Source organism: Streptomyces sp. NL15-2K (assembly GCF_030551255.1).
GTDB lineage: Bacteria > Actinomycetota > Actinomycetes > Streptomycetales > Streptomycetaceae > Streptomyces.
The window spans coordinates 2,960,569-2,978,805 of the sequence record NZ_CP130630.1; the positions used below are offsets into that span (position 1 = coordinate 2,960,569).

General features: G+C 70.5%; 18 protein-coding genes. 5 read left to right on the forward strand and 13 right to left on the reverse strand.

The window, feature by feature from the left end:
- Nucleotides 1-89 precede the first annotated feature (89 nt).
- From hisF to hisD, 8 genes are read right to left on the reverse strand one after another with little or no spacing between them, the layout of a single operon-like run.
- Entirely contained in the window at nt 90-845 is a 756-nt protein-coding gene (gene hisF, locus Q4V64_RS12875; protein WP_124443006.1) for an imidazole glycerol phosphate synthase subunit HisF, read from the reverse strand.
- Nucleotides 842-1,255, reverse strand: coding sequence for a RidA family protein (locus tag Q4V64_RS12880; RefSeq protein ID WP_124443005.1), 414 nt, complete (start codon nt 1,253-1,255; stop codon nt 842-844). The genes hisF and Q4V64_RS12880 overlap by 4 nt, the downstream gene beginning before the upstream one ends.
- Entirely contained in the window at nt 1,252-1,986 is a 735-nt protein-coding gene (gene priA, locus Q4V64_RS12885) for a bifunctional 1-(5-phosphoribosyl)-5-((5-phosphoribosylamino)methylideneamino)imidazole-4-carboxamide isomerase/phosphoribosylanthranilate isomerase PriA (RefSeq protein WP_124443004.1), read from the reverse strand. Before priA ends, Q4V64_RS12880 begins: the two co-directional genes overlap by 4 nt.
- Nucleotides 1,983-2,642 (reverse strand): imidazole glycerol phosphate synthase subunit HisH, encoded by a 660-nt coding sequence (gene hisH, locus Q4V64_RS12890; protein WP_124443003.1) that lies wholly within the window; start codon nt 2,640-2,642, stop codon nt 1,983-1,985. Before hisH ends, priA begins: the two co-directional genes overlap by 4 nt.
- Entirely contained in the window at nt 2,633-2,797 is a 165-nt protein-coding gene (locus Q4V64_RS12895) for a hypothetical protein (RefSeq protein WP_172629425.1), read from the reverse strand. The genes hisH and Q4V64_RS12895 overlap by 10 nt, the downstream gene beginning before the upstream one ends.
- Nucleotides 2,794-3,387: an imidazoleglycerol-phosphate dehydratase HisB gene (gene hisB / locus Q4V64_RS12900; RefSeq protein WP_020137489.1), complete on the reverse strand. Its 594-nt coding sequence runs from the start codon at nt 3,385-3,387 to the stop codon at nt 2,794-2,796. Before hisB ends, Q4V64_RS12895 begins: the two co-directional genes overlap by 4 nt.
- Nucleotides 3,384-4,490 (reverse strand): histidinol-phosphate transaminase, encoded by a 1,107-nt coding sequence (locus Q4V64_RS12905; protein ID WP_124443002.1) that lies wholly within the window; start codon nt 4,488-4,490, stop codon nt 3,384-3,386. The genes hisB and Q4V64_RS12905 overlap by 4 nt, the downstream gene beginning before the upstream one ends.
- The gene (hisD, locus tag Q4V64_RS12910) at nt 4,487-5,809 is read right to left on the reverse strand and encodes a histidinol dehydrogenase (RefSeq protein WP_124443024.1); all 1,323 of its coding nucleotides are present in this window, start codon (nt 5,807-5,809) and stop codon (nt 4,487-4,489) included. Before hisD ends, Q4V64_RS12905 begins: the two co-directional genes overlap by 4 nt.
- Nucleotides 5,810-6,015: 206 nt before the next feature.
- On the opposite strand from hisD, the gene Q4V64_RS12915 reads away from it, so the two are divergent.
- From Q4V64_RS12915 to ybaK, 4 genes are all read left to right on the forward strand, one after another.
- Nucleotides 6,016-7,593 carry an oxidoreductase gene (locus Q4V64_RS12915; protein WP_124443001.1) on the forward strand — a complete coding sequence of 526 codons (1,578 nt, stop codon included), beginning with the start codon at nt 6,016-6,018 and terminating at the stop codon, nt 7,591-7,593.
- Between the two features lie 134 nt (nt 7,594-7,727).
- On the forward strand, nt 7,728-8,768 hold the full coding sequence (locus Q4V64_RS12920) for a hypothetical protein (protein WP_124443000.1): 1,041 nt from the start codon (nt 7,728-7,730) through the stop codon (nt 8,766-8,768).
- An 11-nt stretch (nt 8,769-8,779) separates the two neighbouring features.
- Nucleotides 8,780-9,520, forward strand: coding sequence for an LON peptidase substrate-binding domain-containing protein (locus Q4V64_RS12925; RefSeq protein WP_124442999.1), 741 nt, complete (start codon nt 8,780-8,782; stop codon nt 9,518-9,520).
- 36 nt (nt 9,521-9,556) lie between these two features.
- Nucleotides 9,557-10,072, forward strand: coding sequence for a Cys-tRNA(Pro) deacylase (gene ybaK / locus Q4V64_RS12930; protein ID WP_124442998.1), 516 nt, complete (start codon nt 9,557-9,559; stop codon nt 10,070-10,072).
- 181 nt (nt 10,073-10,253) lie between these two features.
- Here the strand turns inward: ybaK and Q4V64_RS12935 are convergent, their stop codons facing one another.
- From Q4V64_RS12935 to Q4V64_RS12950, 4 genes are all read right to left on the reverse strand, one after another.
- Nucleotides 10,254-10,946: an AAA family ATPase gene (locus Q4V64_RS12935; RefSeq protein ID WP_124442997.1), complete on the reverse strand. Its 693-nt coding sequence runs from the start codon at nt 10,944-10,946 to the stop codon at nt 10,254-10,256.
- Between the two features lie 34 nt (nt 10,947-10,980).
- The gene (locus Q4V64_RS12940; RefSeq protein WP_124442996.1) at nt 10,981-11,802 is read right to left on the reverse strand and encodes an ABC transporter permease; all 822 of its coding nucleotides are present in this window, start codon (nt 11,800-11,802) and stop codon (nt 10,981-10,983) included.
- Between the two features lie 103 nt (nt 11,803-11,905).
- Nucleotides 11,906-12,880 (reverse strand): ABC transporter ATP-binding protein, encoded by a 975-nt coding sequence (locus Q4V64_RS12945; RefSeq protein ID WP_124443023.1) that lies wholly within the window; start codon nt 12,878-12,880, stop codon nt 11,906-11,908.
- A gap of 123 nt (nt 12,881-13,003) precedes the next feature.
- Nucleotides 13,004-14,224 carry an NYN domain-containing protein gene (locus Q4V64_RS12950; protein ID WP_124442995.1) on the reverse strand — a complete coding sequence of 407 codons (1,221 nt, stop codon included), beginning with the start codon at nt 14,222-14,224 and terminating at the stop codon, nt 13,004-13,006.
- Between the two features lie 224 nt (nt 14,225-14,448).
- On the opposite strand from Q4V64_RS12950, the gene Q4V64_RS12955 reads away from it, so the two are divergent.
- Nucleotides 14,449-14,613 (forward strand): hypothetical protein, encoded by a 165-nt coding sequence (locus tag Q4V64_RS12955; RefSeq protein ID WP_172629424.1) that lies wholly within the window; start codon nt 14,449-14,451, stop codon nt 14,611-14,613.
- A gap of 84 nt (nt 14,614-14,697) precedes the next feature.
- Here the strand turns inward: Q4V64_RS12955 and dnaE are convergent, their stop codons facing one another.
- Nucleotides 14,698-18,237: a DNA polymerase III subunit alpha gene (gene dnaE, locus Q4V64_RS12960; RefSeq protein WP_124442994.1), complete on the reverse strand. Its 3,540-nt coding sequence runs from the start codon at nt 18,235-18,237 to the stop codon at nt 14,698-14,700.

Below are 18,237 nucleotides of genomic sequence, written 5' to 3' on the forward strand. Positions count from 1 at the left end.
AATATATTTTGCGCAACTTCTCTTTCGCATCTTCCCAGAAGAAAGCCCCGGCCACCACCAGGCAACCGGGGCTCAAGCAGAGCGCGGCATCACCTCACCGGATGACCCGCACCCCGCAACGCGTCCTTCACCTGCCCGATCCGCAGATCGCCGAAGTGGAAGACGGAGGCCGCGAGCACCGCGTCCGCCCCCGCCGCGACCGCCGGCGGGAAGTCCGCCAGCTTGCCCGCGCCGCCCGAGGCGATCACCGGGACCGTCACGTGCTTGCGGACGGCGGCGATCATCTCCAGGTCGTAGCCGTCCTTCGTGCCGTCCGCGTCCATCGAGTTGAGCAGGATCTCGCCCGCGCCCAGTTCGGCGGCCCGGTGCGCCCACTCGACGGCGTCGATGCCGGTGCCCTTGCGGCCGCCGTGGGTGGTCACCTCGAAGGACCCGCTCTCGGTCCTGCGCGCGTCGACCGACAACACCAGCACCTGCCGCCCGAACCGCTCCGCGATCTCACGGATCAACTCGGGCCGTGCGATGGCGGCGGTGTTCACGCCGACCTTGTCCGCGCCCGCCCGCAGCAGCTTGTCCACGTCCTCGGCCGTACGGACGCCGCCGCCCACCGTCAGCGGGATGAACACCTGCTCGGCGGTGCGCCGCACCACGTCGTACGTCGTCTCGCGGTTGCCCGACGAGGCGGTGATGTCCAGGAACGTCAGCTCGTCGGCGCCCTCGGCGTCGTACACCTTGGCCATCTCGACGGGGTCGCCCGCGTCGCGCAGGTTCTGGAAGTTGACACCCTTGACAACCCGGCCGTTGTCCACGTCCAGGCAGGGGATGACTCGGATCGCCAGGGTCATGACTGCGACACTCCGTGTTCTCCGCTGGGGCGGAACGCCTCCACCTCGACCTCGACGACCAGGCTGGGGTCCACGAAGCCGGAGACGATGATCATGGATGCGGCGGGCCGGACGGAGTCGAACAGCTCCTTGTGAGCGCGTCCGATGTCCTCCACGTCCCGGGCATGGGTGATGTACATGCGCGTACGCACGACGTCGTCACGGCCGAGGCCCAGCTGCTCCAGCGCCGCGAAGGCGACGCCGAAGGCGTTGATCGTCTGCTCGTAGGGGCCGCCTCCGGCGATCTCGCCGTCGATTATCGACGTGCAGCCGGAGACCAGCACCAGACCGTTGGGCAGCTCCACGGCGCGGGAGTACCCGAAGGTCTCCTCCCAGGGCGCGCCGGTCGTGACGCGTCGGACGTCGCTCACTTGGCTACCGCCTCCAGGGCCTCTTCCAGGGTGAACGCCTTCGCGTACAGGGCCTTCCCGACGATGGCTCCCTCGACACCGAGGGGCACCAGGCCGGAGATCGCCCTGAGGTCGTCCAGGGACGAGACGCCGCCGGAGGCCACGACAGGGCGGTCGGTCGCCGCGCAGACGTTCTTCAGCAGCTCCAGGTTCGGGCCCTGAAGCGTGCCGTCCTTGGCGATGTCCGTCACCACGTACCGGGCGCAGCCCTCCTTGTTGAGGCGCTCCAGCGTCTCGTAGAGGTCGCCGCCGTCACGGGTCCAGCCGCGGCCGCGCAGGGTCGTGCCGCGTACGTCGAGACCGACCGCGATCTTGTCGCCGTGCTCGGCGATGACCTTGGCGACCCATTCCGGGGTCTCCAGGGCGGCCGTGCCGAGGTTCACCCGCGTGCAGCCGGTCGCCAGGGCCGCCGCCAGGGAGGCGTCGTCCCTGATACCGCCCGACAGCTCCACCTTGATGTGCAGCTCCGCCATGCGCTCGGCGACCTCGGCGATCAGCGCCCGGTTGTCGCCCGTCCCGAACGCCGCGTCCAGGTCGACCAGGTGCAGCCACTCGGCGCCCGCCCGCTGCCAGGCGAGGGCGGCCTCCAGCGGAGAGCCGTACGACGTCTCGGTCCCGGACTCGCCGTGCACGAGGCGGACGGCCTGGCCGTCGCGGACGTCGACGGCGGGGAGGAGTTCGAGCTTGCTCACAGTGTTCCGATCCAGTTGGTGAGGAGCTGGGCTCCGGCGTCGCCGGACTTCTCGGGGTGGAACTGCGTGGCCCACAGGACGCCGTTCTCGACGGCGGCCACGAAGGGCTTGCCGTGGGTGGACCAGGTGACGCGCGGCTGGGCCATCGCCGGGTTCGCGGTCTGCAGCGTCCAGTCGTGGACCGCGTAGGAGTGCACGAAGTAGAAGCGCGCGTCCGCGTCCAGGCCGGCGAACAGCTCGGAGCCGGCCGGGGCCTCGACGGTGTTCCAGCCCATGTGGGGCACGATGTCGGCCTGCAGCGGCTCGACCGAGCCGGGCCACTCGGCGAGGCCCTCGCTCTCCACGCCGTGCTCGATGCCGCGCGCGAAGAGGATCTGCATGCCGACGCAGATGCCCATGACCGGGCGGCCGCCCGCCAGCCGGCGGTCGACGATCCAGTCCCCGCGCGCTTCCGTCAGGCCCTTCATACAGGCGGCGAAGGCGCCGACGCCCGGCACCAGCAGGCCGTCCGCGTTCATGGCCGTTTCGAAGTCGCGGGTGATCTCCACGTCGGCGCCCGCGCGCGCGAGGGCACGCTCGGCGGAACGGACGTTGCCGAAGCCGTAGTCGAAGACGACGACGCGCCGCTGCCTTTTGACTGAGCCGCTCAATTCCACACCTCCAGCCTCAGGATGCCCGCGACGAGACACATCGCGGCGCCGATCGAGACCAGCGCGATCAGGCTCGTGGGCATCTTCTGTTTGACGAAGGAGTAGACGCCGCCGAGGAAGAAGAGCCCGACGACGATCAGGATGGTGGAGGTGCCGTTCACAGCGCGCCCTTCGTGGACGGGAGGATGCCGGCCGCGCGCGGGTCGCGCTCGGACGCGTACCGCAGCGCCCGCGCCAGCGCCTTGAACTGGCACTCCACGATGTGGTGGGCGTTGCGCCCGTACGGCACGTGCACGTGCAGCGCGATCTGCGCCTGGGCCACGAAGGACTCCAGGATGTGCCGGGTCATCGTGGTGTCGTACTCGCCGATCATCGGCGCCATCTTCTCGGGCTCGGTGTGCACGAGGTAGGGGCGGCCGGACAGGTCGACCGTCACCTGGGCGAGGGACTCGTCCAGCGGGACCGTGCAGTTGCCGAATCGATAAATCCCCACCTTGTCGCCGAGCGCCTGCTTGAAGGCGGCGCCGAGCGCGAGGGCGGTGTCCTCGATGGTGTGGTGGGAGTCGATGTGCAGGTCGCCCTCGGTCTTCACGGTCAGGTCGAACAGACCGTGCCGGCCGAGCTGGTCGAGCATGTGGTCGTAGAAGCCGACGCCCGTCGACACATCGACCTTGCCGGACCCGTCGAGATCGATCTCGACGAGGACCGAGGTCTCCTTCGTCACCCGCTCCACGCGGCCTACGCGGCTCATGCGCTCTCCTTCTTCAACTCACGGACCGCGTCGAGGAACGCGTCGTTCTCTTCGGGGGTTCCGGCGGTGACCCGCAGCCGGCCGGGCACGCCGTTGTCCCGGACCAGGACGCCCCGGTCGAGGATCTTCCGCCACATCGCCTGGGCGTCGTCGAACCGTCCGAACTGCACGAAGTTGGCGTCCGACGCGGTCACCTCGTAGCCGATCGCCAGCAGTTCGGTGACCAGCCGGTCCCGCTCGGCCTTCAGCTGCTCGACGTATCCCAGCAGTGTGTCGGTGTGCTCCAGGGCGGCCAGCGCGGTCGCCTGCGTGATCGCCGACAGGTGGTACGGCAGCCGTACGAGCTGCACGGCGTCCACGACCGCCGGGTGCGCGGCGAGATAGCCGAGGCGCAGGCCGGCCGCGCCGAAGGCTTTCGACATCGTCCGCGAGACGACGAGGTTCGGCCGGCCTTCGATGAGCGGCAGCAGCGAGTCGCCGTGGCTGAACTCGATGTACGCCTCGTCCACGATCACCATGGACGGCTTGGCGGCCTGCGCGGCCTCGTACAGCGCGAGGACCGTCTCCGGCGGGACCGCGGTGCCGGTGGGGTTGTTGGGGGTGGTGATGAACACGACGTCCGGCCGGTTCTCGGCGATGGACTTCTCGGCGGCGGCGAGGTCGATCGTGAAGTCCTCGTTGCGCGGACCCGAGATCCAGCCGGTTCCGGTGCCGCGCGCGATCAGAGCGTGCATCGAGTACGACGGCTCGAAGCCGATCGCCGTACGGCCCGGCCCGCCGAAGGTCTGCAGCAGCTGCTGGATGACCTCGTTGGAGCCGTTGGCCGCCCACACGTTCGCCAGGCCGACCTGGTGGCCGGAGGTGTCCGTCAGGTACTTGGCGAGCTGGGTGCGCAACTCGACGGCGTCCCGGTCGGGGTAGCGGTTGAGGTTCCGGGCGGCCTCGCGCACCCGCTCGGCGATCCGCTCGACCAGCGGCTCGGGCAGCGGGTAGGGGTTCTCGTTGGTGTTCAGCCGTACGGGGACGTCCAACTGGGGCGCGCCATAAGGGGACTTGCCGCGCAGTTCGTCCCGTACGGGGAGATCGTCGATTCCGAAGCTCACTTGCTCGCCGGTACCTTCCACCCGAACCTCGCCTTGATCGCCGCGCCGTGCGCGGGCAGGTCCTCCGCCTCCGCCAGCGTCACCACGTGGTGCGCGACCTCGGCCAGCGCGTCCCGCGTGTAGTCCACGATGTGGATGCCGCGCAGGAAGGACTGGACGGACAGGCCGGAGGAGTGGCAGGCGCAGCCGCCGGTGGGCAGGACGTGGTTGGACCCGGCCGCGTAGTCGCCGAGCGACACGGGCGCCCAGGGGCCGACGAAGATCGCGCCGGCGTTGCGCACGCGGTCGGCGACCTCCTGAGCGCGGGCCGTCTGGATCTCCAGGTGCTCGGCGCCGTACGCGTCGACCACCCGCAGGCCCTCGTCGATCCCGTCGACCAGCACGATCGCGGACTGCCGGCCGGCCAGGGCCGGACGGATCCGGTCCTCGATGTGCTTGGTGGCCGCCACCTGCGGCTCCAGCTCCTTCTCGACCGCGTCGGCGAGCGCGACGGAGTCGGTGACGAGCACGGCGGCCGCCAGCGGGTCGTGCTCGGCCTGGCTGATCAGGTCGGAGGCGACGTGCACCGGGTCGGCCGTGTCGTCCGCGAGGACCGCGATCTCGGTCGGGCCGGCCTCGGCGTCGATGCCGATCCGGCCGGTGAAGTACCGCTTGGCGGCGGCGACCCAGATGTTGCCGGGGCCGGTGACCATGTTGGCGGGCGGGCAGGACTCGGTGCCGTACGCGAACATCGCGACGGCGGTGGCGCCACCGGCCGCGTACACCTCGTCGACGCCGAGCAGCGCGCAGGCGGCGAGGATCGTCGGGTGCGGCAGCCCGTTGAACTCGGCCTGCGCCGGGGAGGCGAGGGCGATCGACTCGACGCCGGCCTCCTGCGCGGGCACGACGTTCATGACCACGGAGGACGGGTACACCGACCGGCCGCCGGGCGCGTACAGCCCGACCCGGTCGACCGGCACCCACTTCTCGGTGACCGAGCCGCCGGGCACGACCTGGGTGGTGTGGGTGGAGCGGCGCTGCTCGCGGTGGACGAGCCGGGCGCGCCGGATGGACTCCTCCAGGGCCGCGCGCACGGCCGGGTCGAGCTCCTCCAGCGCGCGGGTGAGCGCCGCGGCCGGCACCCGCACCTGGTCGAGCTTGACGCCGTCGAACTTCTCGGCGAAGTCGATCAGCGCCGCGTCGCCCCGATGATGTACGGCCTCGCAGATCGGACGCACCTTCTCCAGGGCGGCCTGAACATCGAAGTCGGCTCGGGGCAGCAGGTCGCGCAGGGCGGGGCCCTCGGGAAGGGCGTCGCCGCGCAGATCGATTCGGGCCAGAGAGAGAGATCGCAGCACGCGGTCAATTCTCGCAGACCCTCGTCGGAGCCTGTCCGCGCATTCCAGTGGCTGATACGAATCCCGGCGGAAACCCGGAAGATCGCCTTCACCCGGGGCGTTCGAGGCGTCACTCAGCGGGCATGAACGATTGTACGAAACCACGAAACCACGAAACCGGAAGAGCGGACGGGGAGGAAGGAAAAGTCGTGACCGAGGGGGCCGGCATCCGGGACGGGGACCTGCCGGACGATCTGACCGCCGCCGAGGCAGGCATGTGGCAGGCCTTCCGCAACGGCAGCGTGTACGACCTGAGCAGCGGCGACACGGTGGTCGACGATCCGCACGGCGGGCACCCCTGGGGGCCCGAGCGGACCGTGCGGGCCCGCATCGTGTGCTGGCTGCTGCTCGACGGACCGCCCGCGCTCGCGGGCCGGGTGTCGTCCCTGAAACTCGTCGGCGTGCAGATCAGCGACTCCCTGGACCTCGCGGGCGGCACGGTGGTGCCGTACGTCGAGATGCGCGGCTGCCGCTTCGAGCGGGACGTCCTGCTGCCGGAGGCCCACTTCACGACCGTACGGATGGTGGACTGCTCGGTGCCGCGTCTGGAGGCCGCCCGGGTCCACACCGAGGGCGATCTGCACCTGCCGCGCTGCCGCTTCCACAACGGCATCCGGCTCACCGACGCGCAGATCGGGACGGACCTGATGCTCAACCAGGCGATCGTCTACCGCGACCGCAGCGGCCGCTCGATCGCCGGGGACGGCATGACCGTCGGCCAAGACCTCCAGGCGGAGATGCTGGAGTCGCACGGTGAGCTGAGGCTGCGCAGCGCCAAGATCGGCGTGTCGCTCAGCCTGCGCGGCGCCCGGCTGGTCAACCCGTACACCCGGTTCGCCCTGAACGCCCCGCAGCTGACGGTGGAGCGCTCGCTGTATCTGACCCCGGCGGGCGTGGGCAATCCGCTGCTGAGCGGGACGACGCCCGCGCGCGGGACGCGTATCCAGCGGTTCGAGTGCGAGGGCGGGGTGCGCCTGGACGACGGGCGGTTCGGGGACGCGGTCGACCTGGAGCGGGCCCGGTTCACCTTCACCGACGAGCAGGAGCTGTCGCTGCGCCGCATTCAGACGCCCGAGCTGCGCTTCCTCGGGGAGCGGCCGGCGCGCGGGGGCGTGGTGCTGTCGGGGGCGCGGGTCGTCAACCTGATGGACCGGGCGGACGCCTGGCCGGGGCCCGGCCGGCTGCACATGGGTGGCTTCAGCTACGAGAACCTGGTGCCGCGCGGCCCGTTCCCGCTGAACGAGCGGCTGGAGTGGGTGGCGGCGGCGACCGCCGAGTACAACCCGGAGCCGTACGAGCGGCTGGCCACCGTGCTGCGGGCCGGCGGCGAGGACGAGGACGCGCGCGAGGTGCTGCTCGCCAAGCAGCGCCGGCGCCGCGAGAGCCTGCCGATCGCCGCGAAGCTGTGGGGGTACGCGCAGGACTGGACGGTCGCCTACGGGTACCGGCCGGGCCGGGCCGCCGTATGGATGGCGGTGCTGTGGGCGGCGAGTTCGGTGGCCTTCGCCCGCGCCAGCCATCCGCCGCTCAAACGCGGCGAGCATCCGGACTGGAACCCGGCCCTCTTCGCCCTCGACCTGCTGCTTCCGGTCATCGACCTGGGCCAGGTCGGGTTCTGGCAGCTGAGCGGCGGCTGGCAGTGGCTGGCCGCCGCGATGATCCTGCTCGGCTGGATCCTGGCGACGACGGTGGCGGCGGGTGCGACGCGGCTGCTGCGCAGGAACTGAGCCTTCCTCAAGGCGTACAACCATTGCGCCTTATGAGCCGTCTTCTCAGCGCAATCACCGATTGCGCGACCACGTCGGCGAGCAACCCGGCCCGCGAGAGCGGCGCCGGTTCAGGCGCACAGGGGTGTCACCACATGGCTCTGCTGCCCCCGTTCAACCGCACGTCCCGGACGTACCGGCCTCCCTCGTGGCCCGTGCGCGGACTGGCTCGAAGGGACGCGCCGCGCACGGCGCCGCCCGCCGACGACGAGGTACTCCTCGACGTTCCCGACGACCGGCTGGCACCGGTCTTGGTCGCGGCCGCGCGGGGCGAATACGCCCCGGCCCGCGAACTGCTCGCCGCCACGCGCGCCGAAGCCGACTGGGAGAACCGCGACCGCTACGCGCGAAGACTCGCCGCCTTCGCCCGCTCACGCGACGAGTGGTACGAGGAGTGGCGTACGGCCGCCCCGCACGACCCGGACGCCCTGCTGGTCGGCGCCCAGCTCGCGGTCGACCGCTGCTGGGGGTCGCCGGCTCGGGCGGAACTGCTGCGCGAGGTGAGCCCCCTGATCACGGCTGCCGCGCATGGCGACCTCAGCGACCCGGTGCCCTGGCGGATCGCGCTGGACCACGCGCGCGGCTCGAACGCCGGGCACACGTACTTCGAGGAGCTGTGGGAGGCCGCGGTCCGCCGCGCCCCGCACCACTACGGCTGCCATGTGGCGGCCCTGCGGTACCTCGCCGCCTTCTGGCAAAGCTCCCACCACGCGTGCTTCGACTTCGCCGATCTGGCCGCGCAGGACGCTCCGGCCGGCTCACTCGTCCAGGCGTTGCCGGCGCGGGCGGCCTTCTCCTACCTGACCGACGGCCGCGGCCCGGAGGTGTCACGCGCACGGCTGGACGCGGCGGCGGACCGGGTGATCGCGCTCTCCGCCCGATTCCCGGCGGCCGACCCGTGGCCGGCCGAGGTGCGGAACAAGCTGATGTACGTCCTGGTACGGCTGGAGCGCTGGACGGACGCCGGGGAGCAACTGCGCCTGATCGGCCCGTATGCCACCTCCTTCCCCTGGGGCCGGTTCTCGGACGATCCGCTCGGCCGGTTCCTGGAGATCCGCGACGAGATCCGCCGGAAGACGGCCGGCGGGCATCCAGGGAGTGAGCACGCCGGACGCGCCCGCTCCGGCGACCATTAGGCTCTTGCGTCGTGACCACCGTCCGCCTGCCGCTCTTTCCACTGAACTCGGTGCTGTTCCCGGGGCTCGTGCTACCGCTGAACATCTTCGAGGAGCGTTATCGCGCCATGATGCGCGAGCTGCTGAAGACTCCCGAGGAAGAACCACGCCGTTTCGCGGTCGTGGCGATCCGCGACGGCCACGAGGTGGCCCCGACCTCGCCCGGCATGCCGGACCTGACGGCCGTGCCCGAGCGCGGGGCGGCGGCCGGTTTCGGCGAGGACCCGATCAAGTCCTTCCACGGGATCGGCTGCGTGGCGGACGCCGCGACGGTACGGGAGCGGGCCGACGGCACCTTCGAGGTGCTGGCGACGGGGACGACGAGGATGCGCCTGCTGTCGGTCGACGCGTCGGGCCCGTTCCTGACGGCGGAGCTTCAGGAGCTGCCGGAAGAGCCGGGCGACGAGGCGGGGGCGCTCGCGGAAGGGGTCCTGCGAGCCTTCCGCCAGTACCAGAAGCGCCTGGCGGGCGCGCGCGAGCGCTCCCTGTCCACCGGCGCGGACCTGCCCGACGAACCCTCCGTGGTCTCGTACCTCGTCGCCGCCGCGATGATGCTGGACACCCCGACCAAGCAGCGTCTGCTCCAGGCCCCGGACACCGCGTCCCGGCTGCGTGACGAGCTGAAACTCCTTCGCTCGGAGACGGCGATCATCCGTAGTCTGCCGTCGTTGCCGTCGTCGGACCTGACGCGCGGTCCGACGAGTCTCAACTGACGTACGACCACTGGGAACAGGCGGGGACAGGCCTCCATGGCGAAGAAGCCGAAGCAGTCGAAGCAGAAGCAGCAACAGTCGGGCGGCACGCCGGCGACGGTGGCCCTGACGGCCGCGGGAATGTCGTACACGGTCCACTCCTACGACCACGACCCCTCCCATCCCTCCTACGGCGAGGAGGCGGCCGAGGCGATGGGCGTCTCGCCGGAGCGGGTGTTCAAGACGCTGGTTGCGGACGTCGACGGCGCCCTCACGGTGGCGATCGTCCCCGTCGCCGGCCAGCTGGACCTCAAGGCACTGGCGGCGGCGGCCGGCGGCAAGCGCGCCGCGATGGCCGACCCGGCACTCGCCGAGCGCACCACGGGCTACGTCCGCGGCGGCATCTCCCCCCTCGGCCAGCGCAAGAAGCTCCCCACGGTCCTGGACGCCTCGGCCTCCGCCCACCCCACGATCTGCGTCTCGGCGGGCCGCCGCGGCCTGGAGGTCGAACTCGCCCCCGAAGACCTGACCAAACTGACGGAAGCGGTGGTGGCGCCCATCGGCCGTGCGTGACCCTTCGCCGGGAGGGAGCACTTCCAAGCGCCGGTCGGGCAATCCCAGCCCGTCCGGCGTTTGAGGACAAGGCCCGTTCAGGGCCGACAGGGGGGTCTGGGGGCGCAGCCCCCAAGGATGGGACGGGTAGGGGCGGCGGGGGCGAGAAAATATCCGCCGCAACCACAACCCACCGACAGCCCTACGCCGGCGGCACCCCATACGGCCCCGGCGGATACGGCTCTGGATCCCGAGGCCCGAACAACGCCGTCAACCCCAGATGAACGACCAGCGCGGCCAGGGACCACACCAGCAACGCCCCCTTCGCCCCCAACTGCAACGGCGCCGAGAACGTAACCCCCTTGCCCACGTCCTTCGCATGCGCGACCACATCCTGCGCCGGCCCCAGCCACACCCCGAGCCGCCACGCCAGCAACGACCCCAGCAGCCCCCCGAGGGTCAGCGCCACCACGAGCGGCACTCCCCCACGCCGCCGCAGGAGGAACACGACGAACGCACTCAGGACCCCGAAGGCCGCCGCAAGCAGGGTGAACGTTCCGTCGACCCCGACCGCCTGCTCCCCCTCGGTGTCCTTGAGATAGACGACCCAGTTCCTGTCCACCACGTCACCGACCAGCGGCACATGCGGCGCCAGCCACCACCACAGCACCCCGAGCAGCACCCCACCGAGCGCCACCGCCACCGTGATCACGGCGGCCTCCCGCACTTCGGTCTTCATCCCGGGCCCATCCTGCCCATCCTGTCCGTACGAACCGTGCGCGCCGTACGCGTCCGCATCCGGCGTGGAAGCCACGTACCCGGGAGGCGCGGCCTGCCACGCATTGTGCGACGGCTGTTCATGCGGCGGCGGTGGAGGAGTCAACGGTGCGGTCACTCCGACATCGTGCCAGGCCCGCCTGTGCGCCGCGTCACCGGACGGCCGCCCGACGGTACGCCCAGGTGGCGACGGCCAGCGACACCACGCCGACCGCCCCGCACACGGCGAGATCGCCGAGCACGAAGGCCCAGTCGGGGTCCGGCCCGAAGGTCCGCGCGAGCGCCTCCACGCCGTACGTCGACGGCAGCAGATCGCGGGCGAACCGCACCGCCTCCGGCATCCGGTCCGCCGGCAGCACCCCCAGCAGCAGCGCCGCGGACATGCCCAGCTGCCCGAGCAGCGTGGCCAGTTCCGGACGCGGCGCGAGCAGCCCCAGCGCGGCCCCCAGCCCGGCGAGCGCGGCGCCGGCGAGCGGGATCACCGCGGCGAGCACCCACAGGTGCGCCAGCGGCAGCCCGAACAGCACGCTTCCGAAGACGGCGGTCACGACGGTCCCCGGCACGGTGAACGACGCGTACGCGCCCGCCGCCCCGAGCACCATCGCCGCCGGCGGCACCGGCAGCGTCGCGTAGTGGTCGAGCCCGCCGCTGGCCCGCAGCTGGCCGAAGTACTGGGCGAGCAGGTTCAGCGCGACGAAGGCGACCACCAACACCGACGAACCGGCGACCACCGCCTGCGCCTCCGCCCCGTCGTCCACGACCCCGCGCATCAGGATCATGATCCCGATCGACTGGAACGTGGCCACGAACAGCAGCGGGATGCGCGCGACCCGCGCCCGGGACAGCTGCGCCCGGTACACGGCCGCCAGCGCCGGCCACAGCCGCGCGCGGGGTCCGAGCTCGGCCGCCTCCCGGACCGTCTCCTCCACGGCCAGGGCGCTGCCCGGCAGAACCTCGGCGGGTACGACACTCACGTCGCGCGGCTCCCCTCTCTGGGTTTCACTCCGGCAGTCGCCCTGTCCCGTACGGATGCGGCGGTCCGCGTACTCAAGGCCACGGTCCGTGTGCTCAGGATGCTCAAGCCTTCACCAGCCCCTGCTGTGCGGCGCCGCCCAGCGCCAGGTACACGTCCTCCAGGCTCGGTGTGGTCAGCGTGAAGTCGTCCAGCGCCGCGAAGGCGGCCCCGCCGGTGACGGTGGCGACGACCGCGCGGGCCTCGTCCGGGCCGAGCCGCAGCGTCCAGCGGCGCCCGGACTCCACGGCCCGGTCCTGCAACGCCGCGACCTCGGGGATGTGCAGCGGCGCCGCCTCACGCCACACCAGGTCGACCCGGACCTCGCCGGCGACCTGCTCCTTCAGCCCGGTGGGCGTGTCGCAGGCGATCACCCGCCCCCGATCGAGCACCGCGACCCGGTCGAGGACGGTCTCGGCCTCGATGACGTTGTGGGTGACGAGCAGCACGGTCGCACCGCGCTCGGCCCGGCGCCGGTCCACGGCGGACCACACCGCGCGGCGCGCCACGGGGTCCATACCGGTGGTCGGCTCGTCCAGGACGAGCAGCGGCCGCTCCCCCACCAGCGCGGTGGCGAAACAGGCGAGCCGGCGCTGCCCGCCGGACAGCTTCTTCAGCGGCCGCCCGGCGATCGGCGTGAGGCCCAGCTCGTCCAGTACGGCGTCCCGCTCGGCCCGCGCCCGGCCCGCCTGGAGGCCGCGCAGCCGCCCGGTGGTCTCGGCGGCGAGCGACACAGTCAGCTCGTCGAGGGCGGTGGACTCCTGCCCGAGGTAGGCGAGGATCCGCGCGGCCCGCTCCGGATGGCGCACGATGTCGTGCCCGAGGATCTCGACGCTGCCGCAGTCGGGCCGCATCAGCCCGGTCAGCTGCCGTACGAGGGTGGTCTTGCCGGCGCCGTTCGGCCCGAGCAGTCCGAAGATCTCGCCGCGGCGGATGTCCAGCCGTACGTCGTCGGTGGCCCTCACCTCGGGCGTTGCCGGCACGCCGCGCCGGCCGCGTACCGCGGGATAGGTCTTGGTCAGTCCGCGCACCGCGCACACGACATCGCCACCGTGCCGAAGTGCCTGTGCCGCGCGCGTACTCACAAGGGACGAGACTACGGGGTCCGCGGTGCCCGCCCGCTCTCGGGTCGGCCCATAACGGCAAATCCACCGGTAAGGAACTCATTCACCGGCAGGCGCGTGCTCCGCGGCCGTCCGGACGTCGACCTCCCGCCAGAACCCGGCCCGGATCGCGTACCGGTCGTGCTCGTCGATCTGGTCGTCCTTGTGGGCGAGCAGCCCGAAGCGGGCGGCGTACCTGAGCAACTCGCCGTCGATCCGGTGCGGAATCCGCGGGTACATCCCCGACAGCTTCTGCAGATGGCTCTGGTCCCCCAGCCGCTCCATCCAGCGCCGCGCGAAGACCTGCCCCACCTCGAACGGATCGCCGCCGACCGTGGTGATGTCCTCCTCCCGGTCGGCCCACCGCTGCTCGGCGGTGGTCAGCTGCGCCAGCGTCGGCATGGATGCGGCCTCGGGGGGCTCGGCGGCGACACCGGGACGGTCGACCCAGCCTTTGTCGGAGGACCAGCGCAGGGTCGCGGTCTGGGGCGGCTGGGCGGGCTGCACGCCGGGTGCCCGGAGCGCGGCCAGGTCCTTGGGCGTGGGCACGCCCTTGGGCGCGGGGACCCGCTCCTGCGCGCCGTTCTGCGATGGGGCGGGCGCGGGGGCGTGCTCGCCCTCCTCGGCGGACCGCTCGGGCCCCGAGGCCATCCCGGACTCCGGCAGCGGCGCGGACAGGATCGCCGCGATCTCGGGCCGCGGCGCGGGCGGCGGCGCGCAGATCCCGCCGAGCTCCTTGGCGCGTACGGCCTTGGTGATCCACGTACGGTCCAGCACGCGCCGCTCGTCGGCCTCGGCCACCAGGTCCTCGGACTGGTTGTAATCGCCGTCGGCGGCCTGCACCGCCCACAGGTGTACGGCGACACCGTGCTCCTTGGCGGCCATCATGCCCGGCAGCAGGTCGCCGTCGCCGGTGACGAGGACGACGTCGGAGCAGGCGCGGTTGCGGGCGAGCTCGGTCAGCTCGGCGTGCATGGCGGCGTCGACGCCCTTCTGCGCCCAGCGTCCGTCGCTGCGGGTGAGCGCACCTAGCCGGACGGTGACCCGGGGCATCACCCGTAGTCTGCGGTGCTCGGGCTGCGGGACGCGGTCGGGGGCGCCGTCGAACCAGTAGATGCGCAGCAGGGGCCGTTCCGTGTCGGACTCGGCGCGCTCGCGCAACCCCTGGATGAGGGCGGCGTGATCGACGGTGATCCGGGATCGCGAGGGCTCCCCGGCAAGGAGACTGGCGGCGGCCCCCAGCAGATACCCGGCGTCCACCAGGACGATGCAGCGGTCCACACGACTCACCCTCTTCCCGGGAGGTTTGCTTCGGGCTTGCTTCGAGTCTGCCCGACCACGCGGGGGTTAACGGCCGGAACTCGATCTTCGGCGTGGCGTTTCGGGGCATCGCTCTGCGACGAACCCTGTCACGGACGGTAATTATCCGACATGCACGCTTTGCCAGCCTATGTGAATCTGGTCCCGGCCCTGGCCCCTAGATCCCCCGCAGGAGGTAGATCACCATGGCCAAGAACAAGAAGCAGGACCGTAAGCAGCCGCAGTCCGAGCGTGGTCAGCAGCAGGCCCAGCAGTCGTCGGCGGAGACGCAGGCCGAGCAGCGCATCACCCAGGTGACGCCTGGCGACATGGCCCGCAAGGGGCGCCAGAAGCGCTTCGGTCACAACTGAATCCGCGTGACGGGCTGTTGCGGCCCGGACACATGATGAGGGGCGCATCCGATGACGGGTGCGCCCCTCGCGTACGTCAGTTGCTCATCCGGCCAGGCAGGACGGTCCCAGCAGCACCTTCAGGTCGCCGAACAGGGCGGGGTCGGGCTTCACCCGATGGCGGTCCAGGCGCAGCACGGTCGTCTTGCGCGGTCCCTGGAGCTTGATCCGGACCTCGCTCTCGCCCTTGTGGTGACTGAGGATCTCCCCGAGGCGGCTGACCATGGGCGGGGTGACCCGCGTGGCCGGGATGGTGAGGATCACGGGCGCGTTGGTGCCCGCGTTGGACAGGTCGGGGACCTGGAGTTCCATCGCGACGAGCCGGGGGACGTCCTCGCGCTTGTCGAGGCGGCCTTTGACGAACACCACGGCGTCCTCGACGAGTTGGGTCGACACCAGCTGATACGTCGCCGGGAAGAACATGCACTCGATGGAACCGGCGAGGTCCTCCACGGTGGCGATGGCCCAGGCGTTGCCCTGCTTGGTCATCTTGCGCTGCAGGCCGGAGATGATGCCGCCGATGGTGACCACCGCGCCGTCGGCGTGCTCGCCGCCGGTGAGCTGGGCGATGCCCGCGTCCGCCTTGTCCGACAGCACGTGCTCCAGCCCGAACAGGGGGTGATCGGAGACGTACAGGCCGAGCATCTCCCGCTCCTGGGCGAGCAGATATGCCTTGTCCCACTCGTCGGTGGTGAACTCAACGTCCAGGCCGAAGCCCGGCTCGCTGGTCTCCTCCTCGCCCATGCCGCCGAAGAGGTCGAACTGGCCCTCGGCCTCCTTGCGCTTGACCGCGACCACGTTGTCGATCATCGGCTCGAAGTGTGCGGTCAGTCCCTTGCGGGTGTGTCCCATGGAGTCGAAGGCGCCGGCCTTGATCAGCGATTCCGTGGTCCGCTTGTTGCAGACCACCGCCTCGACCTTGTCGAGGTAGTCGGGGAACGACGCGTACTTCCCCTTGGTCTTGCGGCTCTTGATGATCGACTCGACCACGTTCGTACCGACGTTGCGCACCGCGGACAGGCCGAAGAGGATCACGTCGTCGCCCTGCGCGGCGAAGTTGGACATCGACTCGTTGACGTTCGGCGGGAGCACCTTGATGCCCATGCGCCGGCACTCGTTCAGGTAGACGGCCGACTTGTCCTTGTCGTCCTTGACCGAGGTGAGCAGCGCGGCCATGTATTCGGCGGGGTAGTTCGCCTTCAGGTACGCCGTCCAGTACGAGACCAGTCCGTACGCGGCCGAGTGGGCCTTGTTGAACGCGTATCCGGCGAAGGGGACCAGCACGTCCCACAGGGCCTGGATCGCCTCGTCGCTGTAGCCGTTCTTCTTGGCGCCGGCCTGGAAGATGGTGAAGTTCTTCGCCAGCTCCTCGGGCTTCTTCTTGCCCATGACGCGGCGGAGGATGTCGGCCTCGCCGAGCGAGTACCCGGCGATGATCTGGGCGGCCTTCTGCACCTGCTCCTGGTAGACGATGAGGCCGTAGGTGACGGCCAGGACCTCTTCGAGGGGCTCCTCCAGCTCCTTGTGGATCGGCGTGATCTCCTGGCGGCCGTTCTTGCGCTCCGCGTAGTTGATGTGCGAGTTCATGCCCATCGGGCCTGGCCGGTAGAGGGCCGAGACGGCGGAGATGTCCTCGAAGTTGTCGGGCTGCATCTGGCGGAGCAGCGAGCGCATCGGACCGCCGTCGAACTGGAAGACGCCGAGGGTGTCACCGCGGCAGAGCAGTTCGAAGGTCTTGGGGTCGTCCAGCGGGAGGGCGAGCATCTCCAGATCGATGCCCTTGTTGGCCTTCACCATCTTGATGGCGTCGTCCATGATCGTGAGGTTGCGAAGGCCGAGGAAGTCCATCTTCAGCAGGCCCAGCGACTCACACTGGGGGTAGTCCCATTGCGTGATGGTCACGCCGTCGGTGTGCCGCACCCAGATGGGAGCGTGGTCGACGATGGGTTCGCTGGACATGATCACGCCCGCCGCGTGCACGCCCATCTGCCGGACCAGGCCCTCGACGCCCTTGGCGGTGTCGATGACCTTCTTCACGTCCGGCTCGTTCTCGTACATCGCGCGGATCTCGCCCGCCTCGCTGTAACGCGGGTGCGAGGGATCGGTGATGCCGTTCAGGTCGATGCCCTTGCCGAGGACGTCGGCCGGCATCGCCTTGGTCAGGCGGTCGCCCATCGCGTACGGGTAGCCCAGCACGCGCGCGGAGTCCTTGATGGCGTTCTTCGCCTTGATCTTGCCGTACGTGCCGATCATGGCGACCTTGTCGGCGCCGTACTTCTCCGTCACGTACCGGATCACCTCGACGCGCCGACGCTCGTCGAAGTCGATGTCGACATCGGGCATGGAGACGCGCTCGGGGTTGAGGAACCGCTCGAAGATCAGACCGTGCGGGATCGGGTCGAGGTCGGTGATGCCCATGGCGTACGCGACGATCGAGCCGGCGGCGGATCCTCGGCCGGGGCCGACCGCGATGCCGTTGTTCTTGGCCCACATGATGAAGTCGGCGACGACGAGGAAGTAGCCCGGGAACCCCATCTGGATGATGACGTCCATCTCGTACTCGACCTGCCGCTGGCGGTCCTCGGGGATGCCGCCCGGGAAGCGGCGCTCCATGCCGCGGCGGACCTCCTCCTTGAACCAGGTGACCTCGGTGTAGCCCTCGGGGATGTCGAACTTGGGCATCAGGTCGCGCTTTTCGAACATGCCCGTGGTGTCGACCTGCTCCGCCACCAGCAGCGTGTTGCGGCAGCCCTCCTGCCAGGCGTCCGAGGAGTCGACGGCGTACATCTCGTCCGTGGACTTCAGGTAGTAGCCCGTGCCGTCGAACCTGAAGCGGTCCGGGTCGGAGAGGTTCTTGCCGGTCTGGATGCACAGCAGCGCGTCGTGGGCGGTCGCCTCGTGCGCGTACGTGTAGTGCGAGTCGTTCGTCACCAGCGGGGGGATGCCCAGCTTCTTGCCGATGTCGAGGAGCCCGTCGCGGACCCGGCGCTCGATCTCGATGCCGTGGTCCATCAGCTCCAGGAAGTAGCGGTCCTTGCCGAAGATGTCCTGGTAGTCGGCGGCCGCCTTCAGCGCCTCGTCGTACTGGCCGAGGCGCAGGCGGGTCTGCAGCTCACCGGACGGGCAGCCGGTGGAGGCGATCAGCCCCTCCGACCACTGGGAGATGGTCTCCTTGTCCATCCGGGGCCACTTCTGCAGCCAGCCCTCGGCATACGCGTCCGAGGAGAGCTTGAAGAGGTTGTGCAGTCCCGTTTTGTTCGCCGCCCAGATCGTCTTGTGGGTGTAACCACCCGAACCGGAGACGTCGTCCCGCTTCTGGTGCGGCTGACCCCACTGGATCTTGCGCTTGTTGCGCCGCGACTCCGGCGCCACATACGCCTCGATGCCGATGATCGGAGTGACACCGGCCTTCTCCGCCGAGTGGAAGAAGTCGTACGCCCCGTGGAGGTTGCCGTGGTCGGACATCGCGATGTGCGTCATGCCCATCTCGTTGCACGCGTTGAACATGTCCTTCAGCCGTGCGGCACCGTCCAGCAGCGAGTACTGGGTGTGGACGTGCAGGTGCGTGAACGGCGGCTTTGACAC

Bases quoted from the DNA above. Each gene is read 5' to 3' on its own strand.
- ybaK (WP_124442998.1), top strand. From the start codon at position 9,557: ATGGCGAAGAAGCCGAAGCAGTCGAAGCAGAAGCAGCAACAGTCGGGC.
- Q4V64_RS12920 (WP_124443000.1), top strand. From the start codon at position 7,728: ATGGCTCTGCTGCCCCCGTTCAACCGCACGTCCCGGACGTACCGGCCT.
- Q4V64_RS12955 (WP_172629424.1), top strand. From the start codon at position 14,449: ATGGCCAAGAACAAGAAGCAGGACCGTAAGCAGCCGCAGTCCGAGCGT.
- hisB (WP_020137489.1), bottom strand. From the start codon at position 3,387: ATGAGCCGCGTAGGCCGCGTGGAGCGGGTGACGAAGGAGACCTCGGTC.
- hisF (WP_124443006.1), bottom strand. From the start codon at position 845: ATGACCCTGGCGATCCGAGTCATCCCCTGCCTGGACGTGGACAACGGC.